18 protein-coding genes are annotated in these 21,576 nt (G+C 51.3%); 7 read left to right on the top strand and 11 right to left on the bottom strand.

The genetic code is table 11. The annotated features are described in order from the left end of the window. Positions 1 to 155 precede the first annotated feature (155 nt). Together L1285_RS17175 and L1285_RS17170 are read right to left on the bottom strand one after the other, a co-directional pair. A complete protein-coding gene (locus tag L1285_RS17175) occupies positions 156 to 476 on the bottom strand; it encodes a hypothetical protein (protein ID WP_235413366.1) in 321 nt (106 codons plus the stop codon). Positions 477 to 617: 141 nt separating this feature from the next. Further along, positions 618 to 1,100 (bottom strand): GNAT family N-acetyltransferase, encoded by a 483-nt coding sequence (locus tag L1285_RS17170; RefSeq protein ID WP_235413365.1) that lies wholly within the window; start codon positions 1,098 to 1,100, stop codon positions 618 to 620. Positions 1,101 to 1,300: 200 nt separating this feature from the next. Here L1285_RS17170 and katG point away from each other — a divergent pair, with 200 nt between their 5' ends. Then, positions 1,301 to 3,454, top strand: a complete 2,154-nt coding sequence (katG, locus tag L1285_RS17165) for a catalase/peroxidase HPI (protein WP_268836126.1) — start codon at positions 1,301 to 1,303, stop codon at positions 3,452 to 3,454. 43 nt (positions 3,455 to 3,497) lie between these two features. On the opposite strand, the gene L1285_RS17160 is transcribed toward katG, so the two are convergent. Beyond that, positions 3,498 to 3,959 carry a YaiI/YqxD family protein gene (locus L1285_RS17160; protein WP_235413364.1) on the bottom strand — a complete coding sequence of 154 codons (462 nt, stop codon included), beginning with the start codon at positions 3,957 to 3,959 and terminating at the stop codon, positions 3,498 to 3,500. A gap of 74 nt (positions 3,960 to 4,033) precedes the next feature. Next, positions 4,034 to 5,917, bottom strand: coding sequence for a methyl-accepting chemotaxis protein (locus tag L1285_RS17155; RefSeq protein WP_235413363.1), 1,884 nt, complete (start codon positions 5,915 to 5,917; stop codon positions 4,034 to 4,036). A gap of 90 nt (positions 5,918 to 6,007) precedes the next feature. On the opposite strand from L1285_RS17155, the gene L1285_RS17150 reads away from it, so the two are divergent. Next, on the top strand, positions 6,008 to 7,213 hold the full coding sequence (locus L1285_RS17150; RefSeq protein ID WP_235413362.1) for a porin: 1,206 nt from the start codon (positions 6,008 to 6,010) through the stop codon (positions 7,211 to 7,213). Here the strand turns inward: L1285_RS17150 and L1285_RS17145 are convergent. Both L1285_RS17145 and L1285_RS17140 read right to left on the bottom strand, forming a co-directional pair. Continuing rightward, positions 7,210 to 7,929: an NAD(P)-dependent oxidoreductase gene (locus L1285_RS17145; RefSeq protein ID WP_235413361.1), complete on the bottom strand. Its 720-nt coding sequence runs from the start codon at positions 7,927 to 7,929 to the stop codon at positions 7,210 to 7,212. The two genes, L1285_RS17150 and L1285_RS17145, sit on opposite strands and share 4 nt — an antisense overlap. Positions 7,930 to 8,056: 127 nt before the next feature. Further along, positions 8,057 to 8,620: a YSC84-related protein gene (locus L1285_RS17140; protein ID WP_235413360.1), complete on the bottom strand. Its 564-nt coding sequence runs from the start codon at positions 8,618 to 8,620 to the stop codon at positions 8,057 to 8,059. A 722-nt stretch (positions 8,621 to 9,342) separates the two neighbouring features. On the opposite strand from L1285_RS17140, the gene L1285_RS17135 reads away from it, so the two are divergent. After that, entirely contained in the window at positions 9,343 to 10,194 is an 852-nt protein-coding gene (locus tag L1285_RS17135; protein WP_235413359.1) for an EamA family transporter, read from the top strand. Here the strand turns inward: L1285_RS17135 and L1285_RS17130 are convergent. The 3 genes from L1285_RS17130 to L1285_RS17120 form a co-directional block, all read right to left on the bottom strand. After that, positions 10,191 to 10,646, bottom strand: coding sequence for a GNAT family N-acetyltransferase (locus tag L1285_RS17130; protein ID WP_235413358.1), 456 nt, complete (start codon positions 10,644 to 10,646; stop codon positions 10,191 to 10,193). The genes L1285_RS17135 and L1285_RS17130 overlap by 4 nt on opposite strands. Before the next feature lie 42 nt (positions 10,647 to 10,688). Next, positions 10,689 to 11,912 carry a DEAD/DEAH box helicase gene (locus L1285_RS17125; RefSeq protein WP_235413357.1) on the bottom strand — a complete coding sequence of 408 codons (1,224 nt, stop codon included), beginning with the start codon at positions 11,910 to 11,912 and terminating at the stop codon, positions 10,689 to 10,691. A 77-nt stretch (positions 11,913 to 11,989) separates the two neighbouring features. Continuing rightward, positions 11,990 to 12,460 carry a GNAT family N-acetyltransferase gene (locus L1285_RS17120; RefSeq protein ID WP_235413356.1) on the bottom strand — a complete coding sequence of 157 codons (471 nt, stop codon included), beginning with the start codon at positions 12,458 to 12,460 and terminating at the stop codon, positions 11,990 to 11,992. 324 nt (positions 12,461 to 12,784) lie between these two features. Between L1285_RS17120 and L1285_RS17115 the strand changes: the two genes are divergently transcribed. After that, complete coding sequence (locus L1285_RS17115; protein WP_235413355.1) at positions 12,785 to 14,059, top strand: aromatic amino acid transport family protein; 1,275 nt, start codon at positions 12,785 to 12,787, stop codon at positions 14,057 to 14,059. A 31-nt stretch (positions 14,060 to 14,090) separates the two neighbouring features. Here L1285_RS17115 and L1285_RS17110 read toward each other — a convergent pair whose 3' ends face one another. After that, complete coding sequence (locus L1285_RS17110) at positions 14,091 to 15,023, bottom strand: GGDEF domain-containing response regulator (RefSeq protein ID WP_235413354.1); 933 nt, start codon at positions 15,021 to 15,023, stop codon at positions 14,091 to 14,093. 215 nt (positions 15,024 to 15,238) lie between these two features. Beyond that, entirely contained in the window at positions 15,239 to 16,048 is an 810-nt protein-coding gene (locus L1285_RS17105) for a helix-turn-helix domain-containing protein (protein ID WP_235413353.1), read from the bottom strand. Positions 16,049 to 16,170: 122 nt separating this feature from the next. On the opposite strand from L1285_RS17105, the gene L1285_RS17100 reads away from it, so the two are divergent. From L1285_RS17100 to L1285_RS17090, 3 genes are all read left to right on the top strand, one after another. After that, positions 16,171 to 16,593, top strand: a complete 423-nt coding sequence (locus L1285_RS17100) for a hypothetical protein (RefSeq protein WP_235413352.1) — start codon at positions 16,171 to 16,173, stop codon at positions 16,591 to 16,593. Next, a complete protein-coding gene (locus L1285_RS17095) occupies positions 16,580 to 17,092 on the top strand; it encodes a GNAT family N-acetyltransferase (RefSeq protein ID WP_235413351.1) in 513 nt (170 codons plus the stop codon). The genes L1285_RS17100 and L1285_RS17095 overlap by 14 nt, the downstream gene beginning before the upstream one ends. A 108-nt stretch (positions 17,093 to 17,200) precedes the next feature. Continuing rightward, positions 17,201 to 21,436 (top strand): DEAD/DEAH box helicase, encoded by a 4,236-nt coding sequence (locus L1285_RS17090; protein ID WP_235413350.1) that lies wholly within the window; start codon positions 17,201 to 17,203, stop codon positions 21,434 to 21,436. Positions 21,437 to 21,576: the final 140 nt, after the last annotated feature.

Raw genomic sequence — 21,576 nt, 5'->3', positions numbered from 1 at the left:
TCTAAACTGTCGGCAAGCCACAGCCTGTTTGTTGCAGGCAAAAGGAGACTGACTCATTGCACCGCCCTGTTGCCACATAGCGACAGGCACACGGAAGCAACCCGTCAAACGACAAAAAATATGGCTGATCTAAATACGATCAGAAAGAAACAGCGTTAAGCGATGGGAGGTTTAAACTGAGATTCAATCCGTCGGCGAACCTGAGTGTCGCCGGGTAAAAAGGCAGGGTCGGAATTGATAAGGCCGGACACCATAGCAAACCTGGCTGACATCCAAATAGTATGACTGCCACTACAATGGCCACAATGGTGACAGTCGGAGATCACATGTCCCTGCTCATCAAAAATAAGCCTGTCCGAGACAGAATAGTTGTCATCATGAACGTGCTTAGTTTGCAGGTGTGCCTGATCAGGTTGGTGAAAGTTGCCGGGATCGACCGCAGCAGTCACCGATTGAACGCCAATCAGTAACATCATAATTATGCTAAGCAGACCCTGTAGTAAACGCAACTTACCTTCTCACGATTGATTAAGTTGCCAGCAATATAGGCGGGCCAGGAGGCGATGTCAATGCCTCATTGTATCCTATGGTATTGATATGAAATAACATTATTGTTTTTAGTCGAGCCATTTATACATGATGTGACTATCAGTGAAGCCTAAACGGGGATGACGATAAGCCCTTGGAATTGTTCCTATTATTTGATACCCCAACCTTTGCCAAAGTTGCACCGCTACCTGATTACTGGCAACCACAGAGTTGAACTGCATAGCCAGGTAGCCCCGCGCTTTTGCCTCATTTTGCGAATGCTCACACAAGGCGCGCGCAACTCCTTTACCCCTAGCCTGAGTTGTGACCATATAGCCACAATTGCAAATATGATCGCTCGGACCCATCGCATTGGCTTTTAAATAATAGCTACCGAGGAGCTCGTCTTCTTCGACCATGACATAAGCACAGTCTACTTTTTCGCACCACAGTGCATAGGCCGCCTGCTGCGACATGTCGGGGTCAAAAGCATAGGTCTCTTGTTGTTCAATCACCGCTTTAAAGGTTGGCCAGAAACATTGAAAGTCGCTTTGTGTCATTATTCTTATCATTTTTACCCCTGTTTCACATCTCGTCTTATTCGAACACTTGCCTGCGTAAAACCGCACTAGTGATCTCAATCAGCTATTGTAGCGCATGAATTTCATTCAACTACACCATGTTTTGACTATAATTTATAGCCCGTCGCCTGATAACAGCCGTATTTGATCAGCGCAATCCAACACGCCGTGATTTGAAAGGAGACACAGCAATGCAAGCAAACGACCGCCCTGGTACCTGTCCGATACTACATAACAGCCCCACTACAGAGCAAATGACCCAGCCCAAGTGGTGGCCCAAAACACTGAACCTCGACATACTGCACCAACACGACAGCAAAACTGATCCAATGAACCCAGACTTTTGCTATCGCGAAGCGGTAAAGCAACTCGACTTCGACGCCCTCAAACAAGACCTGCATGCGCTGATGACCGACAGCCAACCCTGGTGGCCGGCAGACTGGGGGCATTACGGTGGGCTGATGATCCGCATGACCTGGCATGCCGCCGGGACATATCGGATAGCCGATGGCCGCGGGGGTGCCGCCACCGGAAACCTGAGATTTGCACCGCTCAACTCATGGCCAGATAATACCAACCTCGATAAAGCGCGCCGCCTGCTTTGGCCAATTAAACAAAAATACGGGAACCGACTAAGCTGGGCAGATTTGATAGCCTACGCCGGTACCATAGCGTATGAGTCTATGGGGTTAAAAACTTATGGGTTTGCGTTTGGCCGCGAAGACATCTGGCATCCGGAGAAAGACATATACTGGGGCCCGGAATCACAATGGCTGGCCACCAGCGACAGCGACAACAGCCGCTATCACGGTGAGCGGGAGCTGCACAACCCTCTGGCCGCCGTAATGATGGGCCTTATCTATGTCAACCCGGAAGGAGTGGATGGCCAGCCCGATCCGCAAAAAACGGCCGAAGATGTGCGCACAACATTTGCCCGTATGGCAATGAATGATGAAGAGACGGTTGCACTGACCGCAGGCGGACACACAGTTGGCAAATGCCATGGTAATGGCGATGCAGAGGCACTCGGCCCCGAGCCTGAAGGGGCTGATCTGGAAGCACAGGGGTTTGGCTGGCTCAAAGACGGCGCGACTGGCAAACATGCCGTGACCAGTGGACTGGAAGGTGCCTGGACAAATCAGCCGACCCGCTGGGACAACGGCTACTTTCATTTACTGCTCAACTATGAATGGGAACTGAAAAAGAGCCCGACAGGTGCCTGGCAGTGGCAACCCATCAATGTCAAAGAAGAAGATAAATACCCAGATGTTGTCGACTCACAACAACGCCACAGCCCGATCATGACCGATGCCGATATGGCGATGAAAGTTGACCCGGAGTACCGTAAAATTTCGCAGCGTTTTTATGATGATCCGGATTATTTCTCCGAGGTATTTGCCAAGGCCTGGTTCAAACTCACGCACCGCGATATGGGCCCAGTGTCACGTTACATCGGGCCAGACGTGCCAACAGAGACCAGCCTCTGGCAAGATCCGGTCCCGATGGGTAATACCAGCTACGACCTTCAGGCGCTCAGGCAAGCCATCGCGGCCTGCGACCTGAGTATTGCAGAGCGCGTTGCGACGGCCTGGGACAGCGCACGAACATTTCGCGGCTCAGACCGGCGTGGTGGTGCCAACGGCGCACGTATTCGCCTGGCACCGCAAAAGGATTGGCCCGGCAATGAACCGGCTAGACTAAATAAAGTGCTGGCCACCCTCATTCCCATTGCACAGCAGCATAACACAAGCCTGGCAGACACCCTGGTGCTGGCAGGTAACCTTGCTGTTGAGCAGGCCGCAAAAGCGGCAGGGTTTGACATTCAGGTGCCGTTTACGCCCGGACGAGGCGACGCCACCGGCGAGATGACAGATACCGAGGCGTTTGCCGTACTGGAGCCGCTGCATGATGCGTTTCGTAACTGGTTAAAAGCGCCCTATCAGGTAAGCCCGGAAGAGCTCATGCTGGACAAGGCCCAGCTGCTGGGACTCACAGCCCCGCAGATGACGGCACTTTTGGGTGGCATGCGTGTACTCAACACCAATCATGGCACCACGCAACATGGTGTATTTACTGATCGGCCAGAAGTATTAAGCAACGACTTTTTTGTCACGCTGACCGACATGCAATACCAGTGGCAGCCTAAGGACGAGCACACTTATCAATTGATTGACCGCAACAGTGGCGATGTGGCGTGGACGGCAACGCGCGTCGACCTAGTATTCGGCTCTAACTCCGTATTGCGCAGTTATTCGGAGTTTTATGCTCAGGACGATAACCGCGAGAAGTTTGTGCAAGACTTTGTTGATGTGTGGGCTAAAGTAATGCACGCCGATATGGCATAAGGACCAAACGACACCGACTCGGGGTGAGTCGGTGTCTCTTAACTTAGGTTTTGTTTTGTTGCAACCAGCGGTCGAGGCTGTTGGCAAACTGTTGTTTTTCAGCTTGCCCCAGTGGAGGCGGGCCACCACTGACCATACCGCTGCTGCGCATGGTATCCATAAAATCGCGAATGTTCAGCCTGGAGCGAATGTTTTCCCGGGTAAATTCTTCACCGCGCGTGCTTAGCGCTAACCCGCCTTTCTCTATGGCCTCTGCCGCCAGCGGAATGTCACTTGTGATCACTAAATCCCCCGCGTTCATACGGCGCACAATTTCGTTGTCGGCAACATCAAAACCGCTGCTAACCTGTAGCTTGTGAATATAAGGAGATGGCGGCGTTTTAATATACTGATTCGCAACGAATGTGACAGGCATCTGGGTTCTGGCTGCTCCGCGGAACAAAATCTCGCGGATCACCACAGGGCATGCATCTGCATCTACCCATATGTGTTTCTTGTTGTCCAAATTTGGCTCATTTGTTTTATTGGCTATGCGGCAAGTGTACAACTTGCCGCAACCAAGCAAAAGCGTGAATTAAGCTAAAGCGTGAATTTAGATAGCAGCCCTTCTTGCTCATGGGCATGTTGCGCCAGTACTTTACTCGACTCATACTGACGGTTCGCAAAGCTCCCTACTTCTACGCTAATATCATTGATATTAGAGGTGTTTTTGTTTATCTCCTCAATCACCACACTTTGCTCTTCTATGGCCGTTGCAATCTGAATATTGCGATCCATGATGTCTTTCACGGCCTCGGATATTTCATTGAGCATGCCCGTGGCTTGCTCGGTTTGCTCCACACAGAGCAAAGTTTTATCGCGACTGCTGCCCATGGCGCTTTGGACCTGAATAGACGAGGCCTGGATCTGCTCTATCATCGACTTGATTTCTGTGGTCGACTCTTGCGTTTTGGTTGCCAGTGAACGTACTTCATCAGCAACCACGGCAAAACCCCGCCCCTGCTCACCTGCCCGGGCCGCTTCAATGGCGGCGTTCAGCGCCAACAAGTTAGTTTGCTCGGCAATGCCGTTTATTACGGAGAGGATATTTTCAATGCTCTGACTGTATTCAGCCAGTTGTGTGCTCATTTCATGTGAAGTATTAATTTCATCCGCCAGAGCGCTAATCTCACCCCGTGTTTTCTGGAATACTTGCTGACCTTGTGCCGCTTTTTCATTGACCGAGGTTATAGACGTCGCCGCATTTTGCGCGCTGCCGGCAATCTCACTGGAGGTGGTACTCATTTCGTGCATTGCCGTTGCCAGCCCCTCAATATGCTGTACCTGCTCAGTAAGCTGAGAGCTGGACTGATTCGCCAACGTCCGGGCCTCGTCACAGCTTGCAACCACCATATCGGCCCGCTGTTTAACATCAGTTACCAGCGCGTGTAAAGAGCCCAAAAACTGGTTGAACTCCTGCGCTACCTTGCCGCATTCATCCTGATGCTTAATGCGTACGCGCTGGGTCAGATCGCCACTGCCCGAAGCAATATTGGTGATCGCATCGTTAAGGTCTTTCAACGGTTTAAGTAGCTGAATTGCCAACGCACGGCTCAGAAACGCGCCTAGCAAAATGGCCACCACTGCCAGCACCAGCGTACTCATAGACAACTCTCTCAAATCGCGAAATACCAGCGCTTTGTCGAGCAAAACCGCCAGATACCAGTCGGTACCGTATTGCTGAGACAAAGGATAGAAGTACAGCAACTTGGCTTCCCCGTTTACCGTCACCTCTAACAAGGTTTGCTCTGCCGATTTATGCAACTGAGGAGACAGAGCACTGAGCGGCTTACCATTGAGCTTGGCATTTTGGTGAGAAACGATAGTCCCTTTGCTGTCGACTAAAAAGGCGTAGCCAGTACCATCAAAGTTTACTGCGTTGACGCTTTTGGCGATGGTATCGAGGCTGAGATCGCCGCCAATGGCACCGCGAAACTGGCCAGCAACATTGATAGGAGCCACGACTGAGAGCAATAGTTCCCCGGTCGCGGCATCCGTATAGGGGCTGGTAAATACGGTTTTGCCTTTGTCTCTGGCCAGCTTGTACCAGCCCCGCTCCCGAAAATCGACATCCGGCGGGTTTTGCCGGTTCGGATTGTTCGACCTTAAAATAGGCTCATTACTCAAGGTGCCAAACGCCAGTAAAAAAGCCTCTTTGAAATACGGTGATTCAAGTCCTTTTTGAAACTGATCCGGGCTAAAATCGGCTTCAATCTGGCTGCGCAACAATCTGATCAAAGCTGCTTTTTCGGCCAACCAGTTGTCTATGCCCAGCGCCAGTAACTGCGCGGAATCGCTCACATAAGCCGTGGTTTTTTTATTCATAGACGCATTAACCAGCCAGTATGTGGTGATGCTGATCACTAGTATGATCACAAAGATAAGAAGCGCCGATGCCAAAGAGAATTTGCTGCGGATTTTCATATAATTTAGGCCAAATAAAATTACCCTTTGCCAAAGTGTTGTCTATAATTCGAGTTATCGCAACTAACGCAACAAATTTGGTAACTTGCTATGAACCACGCGATCTCCTCTGTGACTAAAGCCATCCTCGTCGCCCTGTGCGTACCTTTAACCTGCGCCCATGCTAACACTGAACGTGCTGTTACTATGGCTGATATTGAAGCGCTCGAAGCCCAGCTTAGGGCCTTAAAAGCACGCTTTGAGCGGCAAAACCCGGCTGCCGAAAACCCGACACAAGACACGCAATCTGCCAGCACAGCGGCACCTGCCAAGGCACAAGCAGCCCAAGCCCCGGCTGCAACTACAACAGCAAAATCACCACCCACAGAAGAAAAGCGCCAGCTAAATGTATATGCGACCATGCGCCCTACTTATGGTCGACTTGAAACCAATAGCGAGGATAACTGGGATGTCCGCGATGCCTTATCTCATGCCGGGCTCAAGGTAACACACGAATTTGATCAGGACTGGAGTGCAGAATTGCATGGCGAGTGGAGCATTGACGTGGCCAATGAAGGCAATTTTGGCCGCTCCCGGCGCGCCTATACCGCGCTCAATACACCCGTCGGGCGTTTTGGTATTGGTAAACAGCGACCAGCACAATATCTGTTTATTGCGGAGTACGTGGATATCTTCAATCACGCGAACAGCCCGTTTGCCTACGACCCCGAGAGTCTATTCTTTGTTGATAACCTGATCAGCTACCGGCTCACGCCCGGACCCTTTACCTTTGTTGCAGTCGCCCAGTTTAATGGTGAATCTGGCAGTAATTCTGACGACTTAGTCAATGTGGGCCTGAGCTATGACGCCAATGACTTACACGCTGCGATCACTTATCAGCAAAACGATGTTTATGCAGACGATATTCAGCTTGGGGACAATAATCTCTGGGCGACTTCGCTCGCTTATCAATTTACTCCCCGCTTCTATGCTGCGGTTGCCTATCAGGACAAGAACTATGACAGACGCACTCCGGGCGCCGATCGCAGCGGACATACCTTTGATCTGTCATTCGCCTATCAACTGGCCAAAGCCTATAAACTTAAAACCGGTTACTTTGACTTTGACGACGGTTATCAGGATTCAGATCCCGCCGCTGGGGGCTTTGATGGCTACAACGTGACGCTGGAATGGAGCCCAATTAAGGCACTCAGAGTGCACCTGGAGTACCTGAACAAGTCGTTCGTCAATGGCGATGACTTCGACTCGATTTCTATCGGTTTCCGTTACGATTACAAAACCACAATCGAGTACTAGCGCTTGGTATTATAAAGAACGGGAGACTGGCCCTGCCATTGCTGCCACAAGTGCGGGTCGAGCACCAGTTGACACATAAAGTGAGCAACATTGGCTCGACTGGTTTTTCCCGCATCAAAAATGGCGTCGCGTAGTGGAGATGGATGCGCTTCGTAGGCTGTGACCTCAGGCTCATTCACCAGCGAATCCGGACGAACAATGACCCAGTCAACGCCCGTTTCTGCGCTCAAATACGCGCGCAATGTGCGTGCCGCAGCTTCATTGTCAGGATGAGGTGGCAAGCATACCCGCAGTAATGCAACCACAGCGCGATGCGCCAAAGATGGGCGCTCACCTTTTGCTTCATCACGACATCCGGTGCTGTTCATCAGGATAAATTTAACCGGGACATCAGTGTAATTTCTGACGATGGCCTGACACACATAGTTGACCGCATCTGTGACCAAACGCCGAGGATCACCAAATATGCCCTGAAACGTAGCCCGATGTCCGAGACAACAAATAACCGCCGTCACCCCCATTATCAGCGTGTCCAGTTCACTGCTGCTGAATTCAGCAATATTGCCTGCTCTAACATCCAGTTGCGGGTAAGCCCTGAACACCTCCAACTGTGCGCTGTTTGGTCTTACCAATACTCTGACCTGTTGCTGGGCCAGCAACAGCTGCTCAACAACCAGCTTACCCGTTGCGCCGCTTGCACCAATCACTAAGATCATACCACCTCCTGTGCCTGTGTTTTCTCTGAGTGTAGCGTAAAAGGGGCGGGGTAAAACAGGCATGAAAATATGACAATTGGTAAGCAAATTTATCAGCCGGCCTGCAAGGCCGGCTAAATTCTGAGAGCTAGTTGAGTTCCTTGTCTTGCCAGAACTTGGTGCCCTTGATGGTCGCTTGCAATGCCAGGCCGCTTTCGGTGAATGTATACACCGTCACATCACCATAATAGACCTCTCCTTCGATTGAGGCCCCTTTGTCTGCGGCTCTTGCCGCCGCATCGGCGTTACCCCCAAACGTCCAGCCCGACTCGACAAACTGTTTCATCGCGGCTTTGGTGTGAAACACCATCACAATGCGATAATCTTTGGCACCCAGGCCAAGCCCGACACCGCCCTCCGCCATATTCATGTACGTTGACTTGCCCGAGATGTTGTCTTCCACCACGCCATAGCCTGTACCGGCAGCAACAAAAATAATGTTCAGATTTGCATTGGAAAACACCGCATACCCCGGCGCATTGCTCAGCTGAGCGCGAACATCTGGTTTTTTGCTATACAGCTTAGTTAGCGTCTCTCGTTTCATTTTCTGGATTTCTGCGCGTTTTTGCGCGGCATCGCCCGGGCCCATAGATGCACAGGCACTCAAGAATACAGATAAAACAACCGACATCAGCAATGGAATTGTACGCATACCTTTTTCCTTTTACAGTTGAAACAGGCAGTAAGGTTACTGCCCGCAGAAAAGTATCATCTTAAAGGTAGGCAGGTTAGGCGCCGCTGAACAGACAATGAGGGTAAAAAAAAGGCCGCATAAAGCGGCCTCAACACACATCATGGGTAATCATGAAGGGATAAATGTGAAAACAAAGCCATTGTAGCGTGGCAGTTATAAAATAAAATCATATTATAACGTTTGTTTAATTCGGTATTTTCGATTGGTTATTTTCGTCTTGCTGATACTTGCGCCCTAAACACAGTTAAGTCAACGGCAGCGCCTGGACCATCGGTACTCTTATTGTCTTTAATGGTGCAACAGGCCGACCTTTTCCTGTTGGAGACAAAAAGCACAGCCACCTGTATATAAGTTATTTTTGGTTTAGCAAAAATGCAGACAAAAAAAAGGCCGCATAGAGCGGCCTTAATAAACATCATGGGTAATCATGAAGGGATAAATGTGAAAACAAGGCCATTGTAGCGTGGCGGTTATAAAATAAAATCATGTTATAACGCTCATTTTACTCGGTATTTTCGATGATTCATATTCTATCTCGTTTATGTGTGATCACCCGCTAAGCGCAGTTAGACCACTTGCAGCGCCCGACTCACCTGGGCCATTGGTATTTTTGTTAGTTAAATCAAGCCACTCTGAGGTATCATTGCGACTACCCTGTGACACCTTTTGACTGATCTGATATGTATCACCTGATTTTTATCACCCTGGTATGGGCGTTTTCGTTTAGCCTAATCGGCGTTTATCTGGCCGGATCGGTCGATCTTTGGTTTGCCGCTCTAAGCCGCATTGCGCTGGCAGCTCTGGTTTTCTTGCCGTTTATCCGCTGGCAACAAACGGCGCGCCCTGTGATGCTCAGATTGATGACGATAGGCGCTATTCAGATAGGCGCTATGTATGGCTTTTACTATCACGCCTTTTTATTCCTGTCGGTGCCAGAAGTGCTGTTGTTTACCGTTATGACACCGGTATATATCACTTTGCTTAATGACTTATTTGCCGGGCAATTTAATGCCCGCTACTTGCTGGTTGCACTGTTGGCCACACTGGGCGCTGTGGTGATCCGTTTGACGGTGCCTAATCCGGATTTCTGGCTGGGCTTTATCATTGTTCAGGGTGCCAACCTGTGTTTTGCTTTGGGTCAGGTTCTGTACAAGCGCCTTGCTGAGCAGCACACGCTGGTACACCATCAGTGCTTTGGCTTTTTCTTTCTTGGCGCGCTGGTCGTATCCTTGTTCAGCTTTGCGCTGTTTGGCGATTTGGAGCGATTACCCGCAACAGCTCAGCAATGGGGGATCCTGGTTTATCTGGGCCTTGTTGCCTCTGCTGTGGGTTATTTTGTCTGGAACAAAGGGGTCACCCTGGTGTCGGTTGGCGCACTGGCAGTGATGAACAATGTGCTGATCCCGGCCGGGATCCTGGTGAATATTCTGATCTGGAATCGCACTGCGGATCTGTTCAGCTTGGGACTGGGCAGTGCGATTATCTTCGCGGCTTTAGGACTCAATCAGTACTTTGATGCACGTAAGCATTAAAGTGCCTTACGAAATCGGATCTGAACATCCAGCAAGGTTTGCGAAGACGTTGCCGGAGGGGTGAGCTCGGCAATATGGTAGTCATGGCTCACCAGCATTTGCAGCATCGTTTTAAACCGGTTCATGGACTTCACTTCAATGTGGCTAAACCCCTGCTCTCGGCACCAGCGCTCCTGTTCAAGCAACAAAGCCCGTGCCATCCCTTGTCCTCGATACGCTGGTATCACGGCGCCCAGCCAACTATAAAACTGCTTTGGTGCCTGCTCAAACCCCAGTTTGTAAGCAACCGGCTGACCATTGCAGCTGACTATCAACGCCAGGTAAGTGCGCCCCGCCAGCCTCTGAAGGATTTGCTCGCGGGTTTTGGGGTTTGAGAACTCCGGGATCTGTTGCTCAACCACCAGCATATCGTCAATACTGCCCTGATGAATATGCCACTGTGCTTGCGTCATGACTTAACCTCTTCAAAATGATGTGATGCGTTACCGTATACGTTATCGCCTGCGCTTTCCACGCTGACCCAGTACCCGCTTTTTGTCGCGCTGTCGGCGAGACTTTGTAGAGTTTTGCCGCTCATTTTTAGGCTCCCGGGTCAGGTCGGGCTCATAGCCACTCAGCCATTGTGGTGTCAGGCGCTCATCCAGCAGCACTTCAATCTCCTCCAGCAACCATTGTTCATCAATGCTGACCAGGGAAATGGCTGTGCCTGCTTCTCCGGCTCTGCCGGTGCGCCCGATACGATGGACATAGTCTTCCGCCACATACGGCAGTTCAGCATTGATCACATAATTGAGTTGCTGAATATCGATACCCCGTGCCGCCACATCGGTGGCGACCAGCACACGAATTTCGCCGTCCTTAAATTGTGCCAGCGCCTTGTTACGTGCCCCCTGGGATTTGTCGCCGTGGATCGCCTGGGTTTTCAGGCCATCTTTATTCAGCTCTTTGGCGTATTCATCGGCCTGCTTTTTGGTACGAGTAAAGATGAGCACCTGATGCCAGTTTTGCTTGCCTATCAGATGTGCGATCAACTCTCGTTTACGCTCTTCATCCACCGCATAGAAAATTTGCTCAACCCGCTCAGCAGCCTGGTTTTGTACTTCAATTCCTATGCGCTTGGGCTCCTTCAGCCAGTCTTTGACCTGATTGAAGATAGCCTCATCAACGGTGGCCGAAAACAGCAATGTTTGTCGGCTGGCTGGCATTTTACGCATAATGCGGCGTATTTCGCCCATAAAGCCCATGTCCAGCATACGATCGGCTTCGTCAAATACCAGATACTCTATCGCGGATAGATTTAATGTGCCTTTGATCAGGTGATCCAGTAGTCGGCCAGGTGTTGCAACCACAATGTCAGCGCCATCACGCAGTGCTTTTTCCTGAGGTCCAATATTCGACCCACCATGCAAACACACAGTTACCAGCTCAGTGCAACCAGCATACGCACTGGCATGCTGTGTCACCTGCTGTGCCAGCTCTCGGGTCGGCGCCAAAATCAAAGCACGCACGCCTGAGCCAGATTGCTCGAGTAGCCGCGTCATAATTGGCAGCATAAACGCGGCTGTTTTGCCGGTGCCCGTTTGCGCACATGCCAGTAGATCGTGACCTGCCAGGATCACTGGAATACTTTGCGCCTGAACAGGGGTCGGCTCGGTAAAGTCAAGCGCCTTGAGCCCTTCTAACAGGGCAGGCGCTAAGGCAAGAGATTCAAAGGACATGATTTTGTACAACTCAAAAAAAGAATGGCGGGAGTATAGCAAAAATGTCGCGCGTCGCGTGCAATTGATATTGCAGTCTATTTTAGCGACAACTCCATATAGACACTCAGGGGATCGGGTTCGTAGCTGCCAAAGGCGTCCCGTTGCACAAAGCCCAGCGAAGCATACAAGCCTATTGCCTCAGTTTGCCGGATCCCGGTTTCCAATCGCAGTATCCTGAATCCAGCTTGCCTGGCATGGTCAATCAATGACTGCATGATCCGCTTGGACACACCAAGCCCCCGATAAGGTGGCTGAACATATACGCGCTTCAGCTCGCCATACCGTGTCAGGTCGTTGTCCTCGTCCGTTTGTGGCACCAATGCACCGCACCCCACCAAATCAGTTTCTGTGCGCGCCCCAACAAAATAAACGTCAGGCGCTGCCAGCTCATCCGCCGGGATCAGCTGGTTACTGCTCGGAGGGTACAATGTATTCATCAACTCATCTATGTCTCTGAGCAACTGCGACACTTCCGGGTGATGCGGATCAAGATTTATTATTTCCATAACGAGATTTTACCTTGCTAGCCTGGTCATCATCACGCCACGACGCATGACGATGTTTGATGACCGGGCATGATATAGAGACTAAAATACTATGTTCTTTATTATGATACTAGCTTATTTTCCGAGCTCAAATCGTACCTCTTAAAGTTACAAAGTCAAATTTTGTCCCACAACATCCCCATAGGGCACTGAATATGACTAAAAACCCGCCAATTTTGTCGGGTTTTTAGTCGCTCTACACCTAAATAGCGCGCAAAGCATGCATATCGGCCACATTTTTTATATTATCCGCGCGCATATAATTCTAATCATAGGACAACAAGTATGAGTAATACCCCTGAAGGGCTGTCAGCAGAGGCGCTTGCCGCTGACGTAACCCAAAGCAGTCGGGGTCGCTGGACACAGCACGACACTAACTGGGTACTGAGCCTGTTTGGTACGGCTGTCGGCGCCGGTATTTTGTTTCTGCCTATCAATATAGGTATTGGCGGATTCTGGCCGCTGATGATCATGGCATTGCTGGCCTTTCCAATGACCTATCTGGCTCACCGTGGCCTGGCGCGCTTTGTACTTTCTTCAAAACACAAAGATAGCGACTTTACCGATGTCGTTGAAGAGCATTTTGGTGCCACCGCTGGCCGATTAATCTCCCTGCTCTATTTCTTCTCAATCTTCCCTATTTTATTGATCTACGGCGTCGGACTGACCAATACCGTAGACAGCTTTATGGTAAATCAGCTGGAAATGGCATCGCCTTCGCGGGTATTGCTGTCCGCTCTGCTGGTCGCAGGCATGATAGCCATTATGCTGGGCGGCGAAAAACTGCTGTTGCGTGCCTTTGCACTGCTGGTTTACCCGCTGGTTGGGATCCTGCTGATGCTATCACTGTATCTGATCCCACACTGGCAAGCGCCGGTTGTCACAACACCGGATATCGCCGGCCTGAGTGAAACCCTGTGGTTGTCCGTACCCATTATTGTTTTTTCATTCAGCCACGCTGCGGCCATTTCAAGCTTCGCCAATGCGCAGCGCCGTCACTATGCTAATGGTGCCACACACAAGTCTGAAGCCATTTTGCGTAATACCTCGCTGATGCTGATTGTCTTCGTGTTGCTCTTTGTTTTTTCATGTGTGCTGTCACTGAGCCCGGAGCAAATGCGCGAAGCCAAAGCAGCCAATGTGTCTGTGCTGTCTTACCTTGCTAACGTGTATGACAATCCGTTTATCGCCATGCTGGGTCCGCTGGTTGCCTTTATTGCCATTACTTCTTCTTTCCTCGGCCACTTCCTGGGCGCACGTGAGAGCTTTAATGGCCTGCTGAGCAAGCAGTCGTCTTTGTCTGTGGGTTTGATTGATAAGCTAGGTGTTGGCCTGATGTTTATCGCCATTTGGGTCTGTGCGGTCATGAACCCCAGCATTCTGGATATGATGGGCGCCATCTCTGGGCCGATTATTGCCATGATCCTGTTCATCATGCCAACCATTGCTATTTTTAAAGTACCGGCACTTGAGCAATATCGCAACCACCTGGGTACCTACTTTATCCTGCTGGTCGGCATTTTAGCGGTCTCTGCACTGCTGTATAATATGGCGGGTTAAGCAGCCGCCAATTGAATTAAATGAAAAGGGCCTAAGCGCCCTTTTTTTCTGCCACACAGGCCCGGTTACGCCCCTGATGTTTAGCATTGTAAAGCGCTTCGTCTGCCGCAGCGATCAGCGCTTCCAGGTCCTGGTAACACTCACCCCGAGTATTGCTGGCCACACCAGCACTGATGGTCACCACCCCACTGTCAGAGTCCTCATGCACAATCCCCAGCGCTTTTACCGCAGCAACAAATTGATCGGCAAGTTGTTTCGCCCCATCAGGCTCAGTGTCTGGCAATAAAATCGCAAACTCCTCACCGCCATAGCGATACACCCCATCCATAGGCCGACGTATCTCACCGTCAATGGCGCTGGCAACGGCTTTAAGCGCATCGTCGCCATTGAGATGACCGTAGCGGTCGTTAAACTTTTTAAAGTGGTCAATATCCAGCATCACCACGGAGCAGGTATGCTGTTGGCGCACGCTTTGCTTAAACTGACGTGCCCCTTCCATATCAAAAAAGCGACGGTTGAACACTTTGGTCAGACCATCGTAGTAAGAGTAGCGCTTTAGGGTATCGGCCTGCTGTTTGTATTTCAGGTGAGTCTTCACCCGGTTGATCAGGGTCTTGGCGACGATGGGCTTAGGAATAAAGTCGACCGCGCCGGCATCCCAGCATAAGTCCTGCTGCTGTTCGCTGATGTTGGAGGTCACAAAAATAATCGGAATATCCGATAATCCTTCCATATCCTGTAGCTGTTTACAGGCCTCAACGCCAGACATGCCCTCGAGCACCCAGTCCATCAGGATAAGATCCGGTGGCGTAGCGCGGCAAAATTCAATCGCCTTTTCTCCGGATGTCACCATTTGTACCGAACAAATCCCCTCTAAAAAGCACGAGATGACTTTTTGCGTCAACTTTGAGTCTTCGACAATCAGCACCAGACTCTCGCTCAGGTCTTCAATTTCCTTAAACAAAGTATATTTACCTATTACAGTGATTCTTCGGCTTAATCAGGGCCGGACTTTACCGATCCTGATTGCAATTATAGCAGGCGCACAAATAAACACCCGTTAACATGATATGACTAACTTATCATGCGTGCTGCTTATCTGAAAAGGATTAGAGACTTAGGATCAGTCATTTAGCTCAGTGAATCGTATTTGGATGTAATACACAAGTAGCCAGTTTATCAATCTGCCTCACCTTTGTGGTTGTGCTGCCTGCGCCACAGTGCAGGTGTCACCCCGTAAGCCGCTTTAAACTGACGAATAAAATGAGTGGGATCAGACCAGCCCAGCTCTTCGACCAAAACCGCAATGGGTGTGTGGGTATGCATCAGCCGGTTACACGCCTCACCGAGGCGCTTTTTAGTCAGCCACTGACCCACAGAATAACCTGTTTCACGCTTAAACAAAGTTGCCAAATAAGGCGCGCTAACAAACACCGCGTCGGCCACACTTTGTAATGACACCGGCTGCAACCCCTGGCTTTCTATGTAGGACAGTGCCGCGACCACTTTAGGATGCATACCCGCACGCCAGCTCACAGGCTGCTGTGCCAGTGACACTTCGTGCAACAGCAAAAACACAAAGCTTTTCATGACTTCCAGCGGCAAAGACTGTTGAAGCGCCAGCTCAAATTGCTGATATAAGGTCTGCACAAATTCAATACGTTCAACCGCTAAGGTTAACGCAGGTAAAGCGCCCAATCGTACCTGCTGAAAAGGCTGCAATAAAGCACAGCCAGGCTCAAGCCCCAGACAATCCGGGCAAAAGCTCATCCAGTGAACGTGTAAATCGGACCCCGACAACAAGGTATGTGGCATCCCGCCGGGCACCAGTACAAACATCCCCTCGGTGGCCGTGAAGGTCTCCCCGTGTAACATATCCAGCGAGCCCGAGCGGATAAAGCTCAAAACACTTTCGCTGTGTGTGTCGTGTGGCTCCTGCGCCAGCCTGGCCACTTTCATCTGACCACAGGCTGCAACATGATTGGTCATCTTAACCCACCCACAATCTTAAAATAAGCCGATTAATGCAAAAACCCAACCATAACACCACTAAGCTTTATTGGGAATAATAGACACAGATAAAACAATACACCGATTTACAGGAGACACGCATGACTTTTTCACTCGTTTTAATGGGATTGACTATCCATGTGCTTGTGTGGGAAAAATTACCCGACTGGGGCACCTGGTTTACTAAGCTGGTTGCGCGCTTACCTGCCCCGCTGGCCTATTTGTACTCAGCCTGGCACTGCCCTTACTGCTTTGGTTTCTGGATTGCCTTAGCCTTGCAGCTGCTCACCGGGGTCTATACTTTGCCAGAGCTGGCTGCGCTAGCTGAAACATTCGGTCTGGCTGGCACAATCATGGCCATGAGTCTGGATGCGCTGGTCACTGCGCTGTTGATTATGGTTGGCAGTTTGGCCCTCAAAGCACTCGCATTACCGGCCATAAAAGGTTTCGAATTAACCCAGACATTTAAAGCAGGCATGTCGCAAGCGCAAAGCACACAGGAGCAACAGCATGACAACGCATAGATTCAGTACGGCCCGGCTGGAGGCCATCGGGGCGTCCTCGCTAATTGATGAATTCAGCCCGGCCCAGACCAATCAGCTCATGCACCTGCTGACCCCGAAAACCTTGCACTTTTTGCCCGACGACTGGCAACAGTGCCCACAAACTCCGGCGCAGCTTACCGACTGGCTGGCAGACAAACTCGCACGCTGCGAACTGTTACTGGTGCAAGATAAACAGGCACAGTTTATAGGCCTTGTCATGCTGCACTTTTCAGCCAACACGGTGCAGCTGGGTTATTTAATCGGCGAAGTACACTGGGGTCAGGGCTATGCCAGTGAGCTATTACAAGGGCTGGTGGCGCATTTGCAAGCAGCTCAGTCCAACGTGATACTCAATGCCGGCGTTGCAGAGGACAATCCAGCGTCAATCAAAGTGCTGGAAAAAGCCGGTTTTGTCCCTTGCCAGCCACATTCGGATGAAGCTGGTACACAGCGCTACTACACCTTGTCTAATGAGTAACCCATAGACTGTCCTAAAGTAGATTGACTTGAGCATAGCGGTCGCTTCTGCTACTTTGCTCCGCAATTAACAACAACTTGCGGAGCAAGGCCTGACAGGCCTATGAGCATGCACTATACCCCTTTCAGCCAGACACAAATAACGGAACTCCTGACACTTTACGCGCAATTGCCCGCTGAACAGCAAGTCATGCTGGAGGTGCTGGCATTGATTGGCAAACCGGTTGCTATCAGCAGACTCAAACGCTTGCTGAAGTTATTGGTCGACGCACAGGTGCATGAGCTCCCAGCTCTGTGCCAGGGCATGCTGGCACAGCAAAGAACGGCGCTGGTCGAAGCCGGATTGCTGATCAGCAATCAAAAGGGTCTCAGGGTAGCACCGCTCATAGAAGTGTCGCTGTGTTATAACGCGCTGCGTCAGGATCGCTTTATCAGCACACTCAATTGCGCCGAACAAGTCGTGCCTATCATTAACCTGTATGAATGGGAGCGCGATTTTGCAGACGAACAGCGCTTTATCCGCGACTTACTGATACTTGGCCAGTACGACAAAGCCACGGCTTTGCTGTCCTTTCACAAGAATCCACAGTATCTGGACCACAATACCAACCAGGTACTGATCAACACTTTGTTTTTTCCTGCGGACGTCGACCGTCTGGCCGAGCTGCCACCGCAGTTGCTCTATCAGGCGTGTGCCACATTATTTCATTCATTGCAAAGCGATTGTCAGAACAACTTTGCCGCACTCAAGCTTATCGAGCAACTGTGCGAGCGTCAGCCTGACAATCAACAGCTGCATTGCTTACTGGCCGAGCAATATCTGTACCGTGCACAACTGGATGCGTGTATCTCTGCGCTTGGCGACGACACCAGTTGCTATGCACTACAGCTGCGCGCCATCGTTGCCATGTGCTCAGGGGAGCAGCAAACTGCACTGACCTTGTTTGAGCAAGCCATTGTGGCGAAAAACAAAATTGCCCGCCGCAAACAGCAATATCTGGGCGGCCTGCCGGGCCTGTTCCACAAACTGGCAGTGCTGATCCAGGCAAGCCAGGGGCAGCCTCAGCTGTTTAGCACAGTTCGCGAGCTGGTTCGCACCGAATCCGCCGACAGAAAAGCCCCCACCTTTAACTATGCCATTTTGAACTTACTGGAATATCTCGCCGAGTGCCTGAATGACGGCCAGTCATTTAGCGAGCAGTATCAAGATTATGAAGTGCTCAGAAATACGCAACCCTTTCACTTTGCGCTGTTGCAGTTGCTGACTGCCCTTGCAACACACTGGACCGGTGCCCGTGTGCATGCCGCCAGGCTTAGTCGCCTCAGCGAGGCCTGCACCACCTTCACCTCAATGCAGCAACCTTTATTTGCCTGTATGGGCGCAGATCTGCTGGTGCTCAATCAGGCGCCGGTCCCGCCCTTAGCGCAGCGTTTGGTGCTTAACTTTGCTGCTATGGTAGAACAAAAAAGCGACTGGGAGCTGGCACTGGAAAAGCTGCAAAACCTGTCACCCGCTGCCACAGCCACTGCTGAGAAATCGTCGCAGAGCCACAGACTCATCTGGCAACTTGAACAATCTCGATTCGAACTGACCCTGAAACCCCGCGAACAAAAGCTCGGCAAAAATGGCTGGAGTAAAGGCCGTAATGTGGCGCTGAAACGCTTAATCGACGAGCCCGAGCAGTTTGACTATCTGAACGACAAAGACAAAGAGATTATTGCAGCTATTCGGGTGTACGAGAATCACAGCTATTACGGTGGCCGCACCTTTGAACTGGAAGGCGCAAGTGCGCTAAGCGCGGCCGCTGGCGCCCACAACCTCTACCTGGGCGATGATTTCAGTCGAGAAATTGAACTGACAGAATATCCGGCTGAACTGCAGATCCGCGACAACGGTGACGAACTGCTGATCTCAATACCTAACCTGCCACAGGGCATAGACTATCGCTTGCAGCTGGATGAACACACCCGAGCCGGCGAGTACGCCTTTTACCCGCTGCAGGGGCACCGCTACGGCTTTACCCTGTTCACCCGCCAGCACCTGCAAGTTGCCGGGATCATCGGCGAGAGCGGCCTAGTTGTACCTAAGGCCGCCAAGTCCAAGCTGCTCGCAAGTATTACCGCCATCGCCCCGCTGCTGAATATTCAGTCCGACCTCGAAGGCGTCGAGACCGGGCTCACCACAGTGGAAGCTGCTGAAGAGCTGGTGATCAATATCACTCCTTATCAGGGCGGCCTCGAATTTCATTGCGTCAGTATGCCCTTCGGCGATCAGGGCCCAATGCTGCACCCCGGTATTGGCAGCCCCAGCCTGACCACCGAAATTGATGGCCAGCGCGTCGCTACCCAGCGAGATTTAGCGCAAGAACAAGGCTTGCTCGAATTACTGGATGAACACTGTCCAGCATTTTTGGCGATGGCAGATAATCGCCTGCAACTGGACGACACAGAAATGGCGTTGGAAGCTCTGGAGCAGCTCGAGCACTGTGTTGCCACGCCGCCAGCAGGATTTACGCTGCGACTGCGCTGGCCGAAAGGGAAAAAATTTCGCCTCAGTAAGGCCCTTGAATCCCAGCATCTGGCGCTGGCAATGACCAAGCAGAATCAATGGTTTGACGTGACTGGTGAGTTACAGGTTGACGATGCTCAGGTGATCGAGCTGAAAAAACTGCTCAGCCTGATGGCCACCAGCAATGGTCGCTTTGTCAGCCTGGATGGCGAGCAAATTCTCGCCCTGTCACAGGACCTGCGTAGTCAGCTTGCAAAGCTCAATGAGGTCACGGATCAGGGGCAGTTTCACCCCCTTGCCAGCGGCCTGGTGGCCGAAGCAACAACCGGTATGCGCATGAAAACCCTGCCCGCCTGGGAAGAGCAAAGCAAAAAGATGCATCAGGCCAATACGCTGGCGCTCAGTGTCCCCTCCACCTTGCAGGCGCAACTGCGCGATTATCAACTTGCCGGGTTTGACTGGGCCATGCGCCTGGCGCACTGGGGCGCCGGGGCGTGTCTGGCCGATGACATGGGACTAGGCAAAACCCTGCAAGCACTGGCCGTGATCCTGGCGCGTGCCAGTGAAGGGCCAACGCTTATCATCGCGCCAACCTCAGTGTGCTTTAACTGGCAACAGGAGGCGAGCAAGTTTGCGCCGGTACTGAACATGACGCTGTTCAGTGATCACAGCAGCAGCCAGGAACGCGAACAGCTGCTGGCACAGGCTGGTCCATTCGATTGCGTAGTCATCAGTTATGGCCTGCTGCAACGCCAGGCAGAACTACTGAAAAGCAAGCACTGGCACACCATTGTCGCCGATGAAGCGCAGGCCCTGAAAAATCCGCTGGCAAAACGCACTGTGGCGGCCTGTGCGCTCAAAGGTGAGTTTAAGATGATCACCACAGGGACACCGATTGAAAATAACCTCACCGAATTGTGGTCCCTGTTTCGCTTTGTTAACCCCGGCCTGCTAGGCAACCTGAAGCGCTTTAATGCCCGCTTTGCTCAGCCTATGGAAAATGCCGAGCAGGACAAACTGGCGGCGCACAAAGCACGTCAAAGTCTGAAGCAACTGGTGAAACCCTTTATTCTTCGTCGTCTGAAAAGCCAGGTACTCACCGAGCTGCCAGAGAAAACCGAAATTAACCTCACCGTCTCGCTGAGTGATGACGAAATGGCCTTTTACGAGGCACTGCGACAGCATGCCATTGAGCAGATCACTGAGTCTGCCAGCACCAGCTCGGCGGCAGAGCAGCGCATAAAAATGCTCGCCCAGCTCACTAAACTGCGCCAGGCCTGTTGTCATCCGAAACTGGTGATGGCCGAAAGCACGCTGCCCAGCAGTAAGCTGGATGCCCTCAGTGAGCTGCTTGACGAATTACGGCAGAATAACCATAAGGCGCTGATCTTCAGCCAATTCGTAGGCCATCTGCAGATCATCAAAACGCTTCTTGAGCAACGCGGAGTGACCTACCAGTATCTCGACGGCAGTACACCTGCCGCACAACGCCAGGAGCGGGTCAACGCTTTTCAGCGTGGCAATGGCGAAGTGTTTTTGATCAGCCTTAAAGCCGGTGGTTCAGGATTGAACCTGACCGCCGCAGACTATGTGATCCATATGGACCCCTGGTGGAATCCGGCAGTTGAAGCGCAGGCCTCCGACAGGGCGCATCGCATGGGCCAGCAGCGCCCGGTGACCATTTATCGCCTCATCGCCAAAAACACCATAGAAGAAAAGATTGTGGCGCTACACCAGCATAAACGCGATCTGGCTGATCAATTGCTGGCAGGTAACGAGCAGGCCAGCAAGCTGTCGGTGGAGGATATGCTTAACTTGCTCAAAGAAACCTTTTAAATAGCATTGTGCTAAACCCTAAGTGCTCAGCTATTACTGATGATGGCTGAGCAACATTCTAAAAAGGCACTTTGCAATCACTTGGCAAATAAAGTGCAAACAGTACAGCCCTCCTGACAACACCCTGATGACATTCTTTT

The sequence above is a fragment of the Pseudoalteromonas sp. DL2-H2.2 genome, from assembly GCF_021532535.1.
Classification (GTDB): Bacteria; Pseudomonadota; Gammaproteobacteria; order Enterobacterales; family Alteromonadaceae; genus Pseudoalteromonas; species Pseudoalteromonas rubra_A.
This window is presented reverse-complemented; position numbering and strand designations above follow the sequence as displayed.

Coding starts and splice junctions, on each gene's coding strand:
- L1285_RS17170 (WP_235413365.1), bottom strand. CDS start 1,100: ATGATAAGAATAATGACACAAAGCGACTTTCAATGTTTCTGGCCAACC.
- L1285_RS17135 (WP_235413359.1), top strand. CDS start 9,343: ATGTATCACCTGATTTTTATCACCCTGGTATGGGCGTTTTCGTTTAGC.
- L1285_RS17130 (WP_235413358.1), bottom strand. CDS start 10,646: ATGACGCAAGCACAGTGGCATATTCATCAGGGCAGTATTGACGATATG.
- L1285_RS17115 (WP_235413355.1), top strand. CDS start 12,785: ATGAGTAATACCCCTGAAGGGCTGTCAGCAGAGGCGCTTGCCGCTGAC.
- L1285_RS17100 (WP_235413352.1), top strand. CDS start 16,171: ATGACTTTTTCACTCGTTTTAATGGGATTGACTATCCATGTGCTTGTG.
- L1285_RS17120 (WP_235413356.1), bottom strand. CDS start 12,460: ATGGAAATAATAAATCTTGATCCGCATCACCCGGAAGTGTCGCAGTTG.
- katG (WP_268836126.1), top strand. CDS start 1,301: ATGCAAGCAAACGACCGCCCTGGTACCTGTCCGATACTACATAACAGC.
- L1285_RS17155 (WP_235413363.1), bottom strand. CDS start 5,917: ATGAAAATCCGCAGCAAATTCTCTTTGGCATCGGCGCTTCTTATCTTT.
- L1285_RS17150 (WP_235413362.1), top strand. CDS start 6,008: ATGAACCACGCGATCTCCTCTGTGACTAAAGCCATCCTCGTCGCCCTG.
- L1285_RS17105 (WP_235413353.1), bottom strand. CDS start 16,048: ATGACCAATCATGTTGCAGCCTGTGGTCAGATGAAAGTGGCCAGGCTG.
- L1285_RS17145 (WP_235413361.1), bottom strand. CDS start 7,929: ATGATCTTAGTGATTGGTGCAAGCGGCGCAACGGGTAAGCTGGTTGTT.
- L1285_RS17090 (WP_235413350.1), top strand. CDS start 17,201: ATGCACTATACCCCTTTCAGCCAGACACAAATAACGGAACTCCTGACA.
- L1285_RS17125 (WP_235413357.1), bottom strand. CDS start 11,912: ATGTCCTTTGAATCTCTTGCCTTAGCGCCTGCCCTGTTAGAAGGGCTC.
- L1285_RS17175 (WP_235413366.1), bottom strand. CDS start 476: ATGATGTTACTGATTGGCGTTCAATCGGTGACTGCTGCGGTCGATCCC.
- L1285_RS17095 (WP_235413351.1), top strand. CDS start 16,580: ATGACAACGCATAGATTCAGTACGGCCCGGCTGGAGGCCATCGGGGCG.
- L1285_RS17140 (WP_235413360.1), bottom strand. CDS start 8,620: ATGCGTACAATTCCATTGCTGATGTCGGTTGTTTTATCTGTATTCTTG.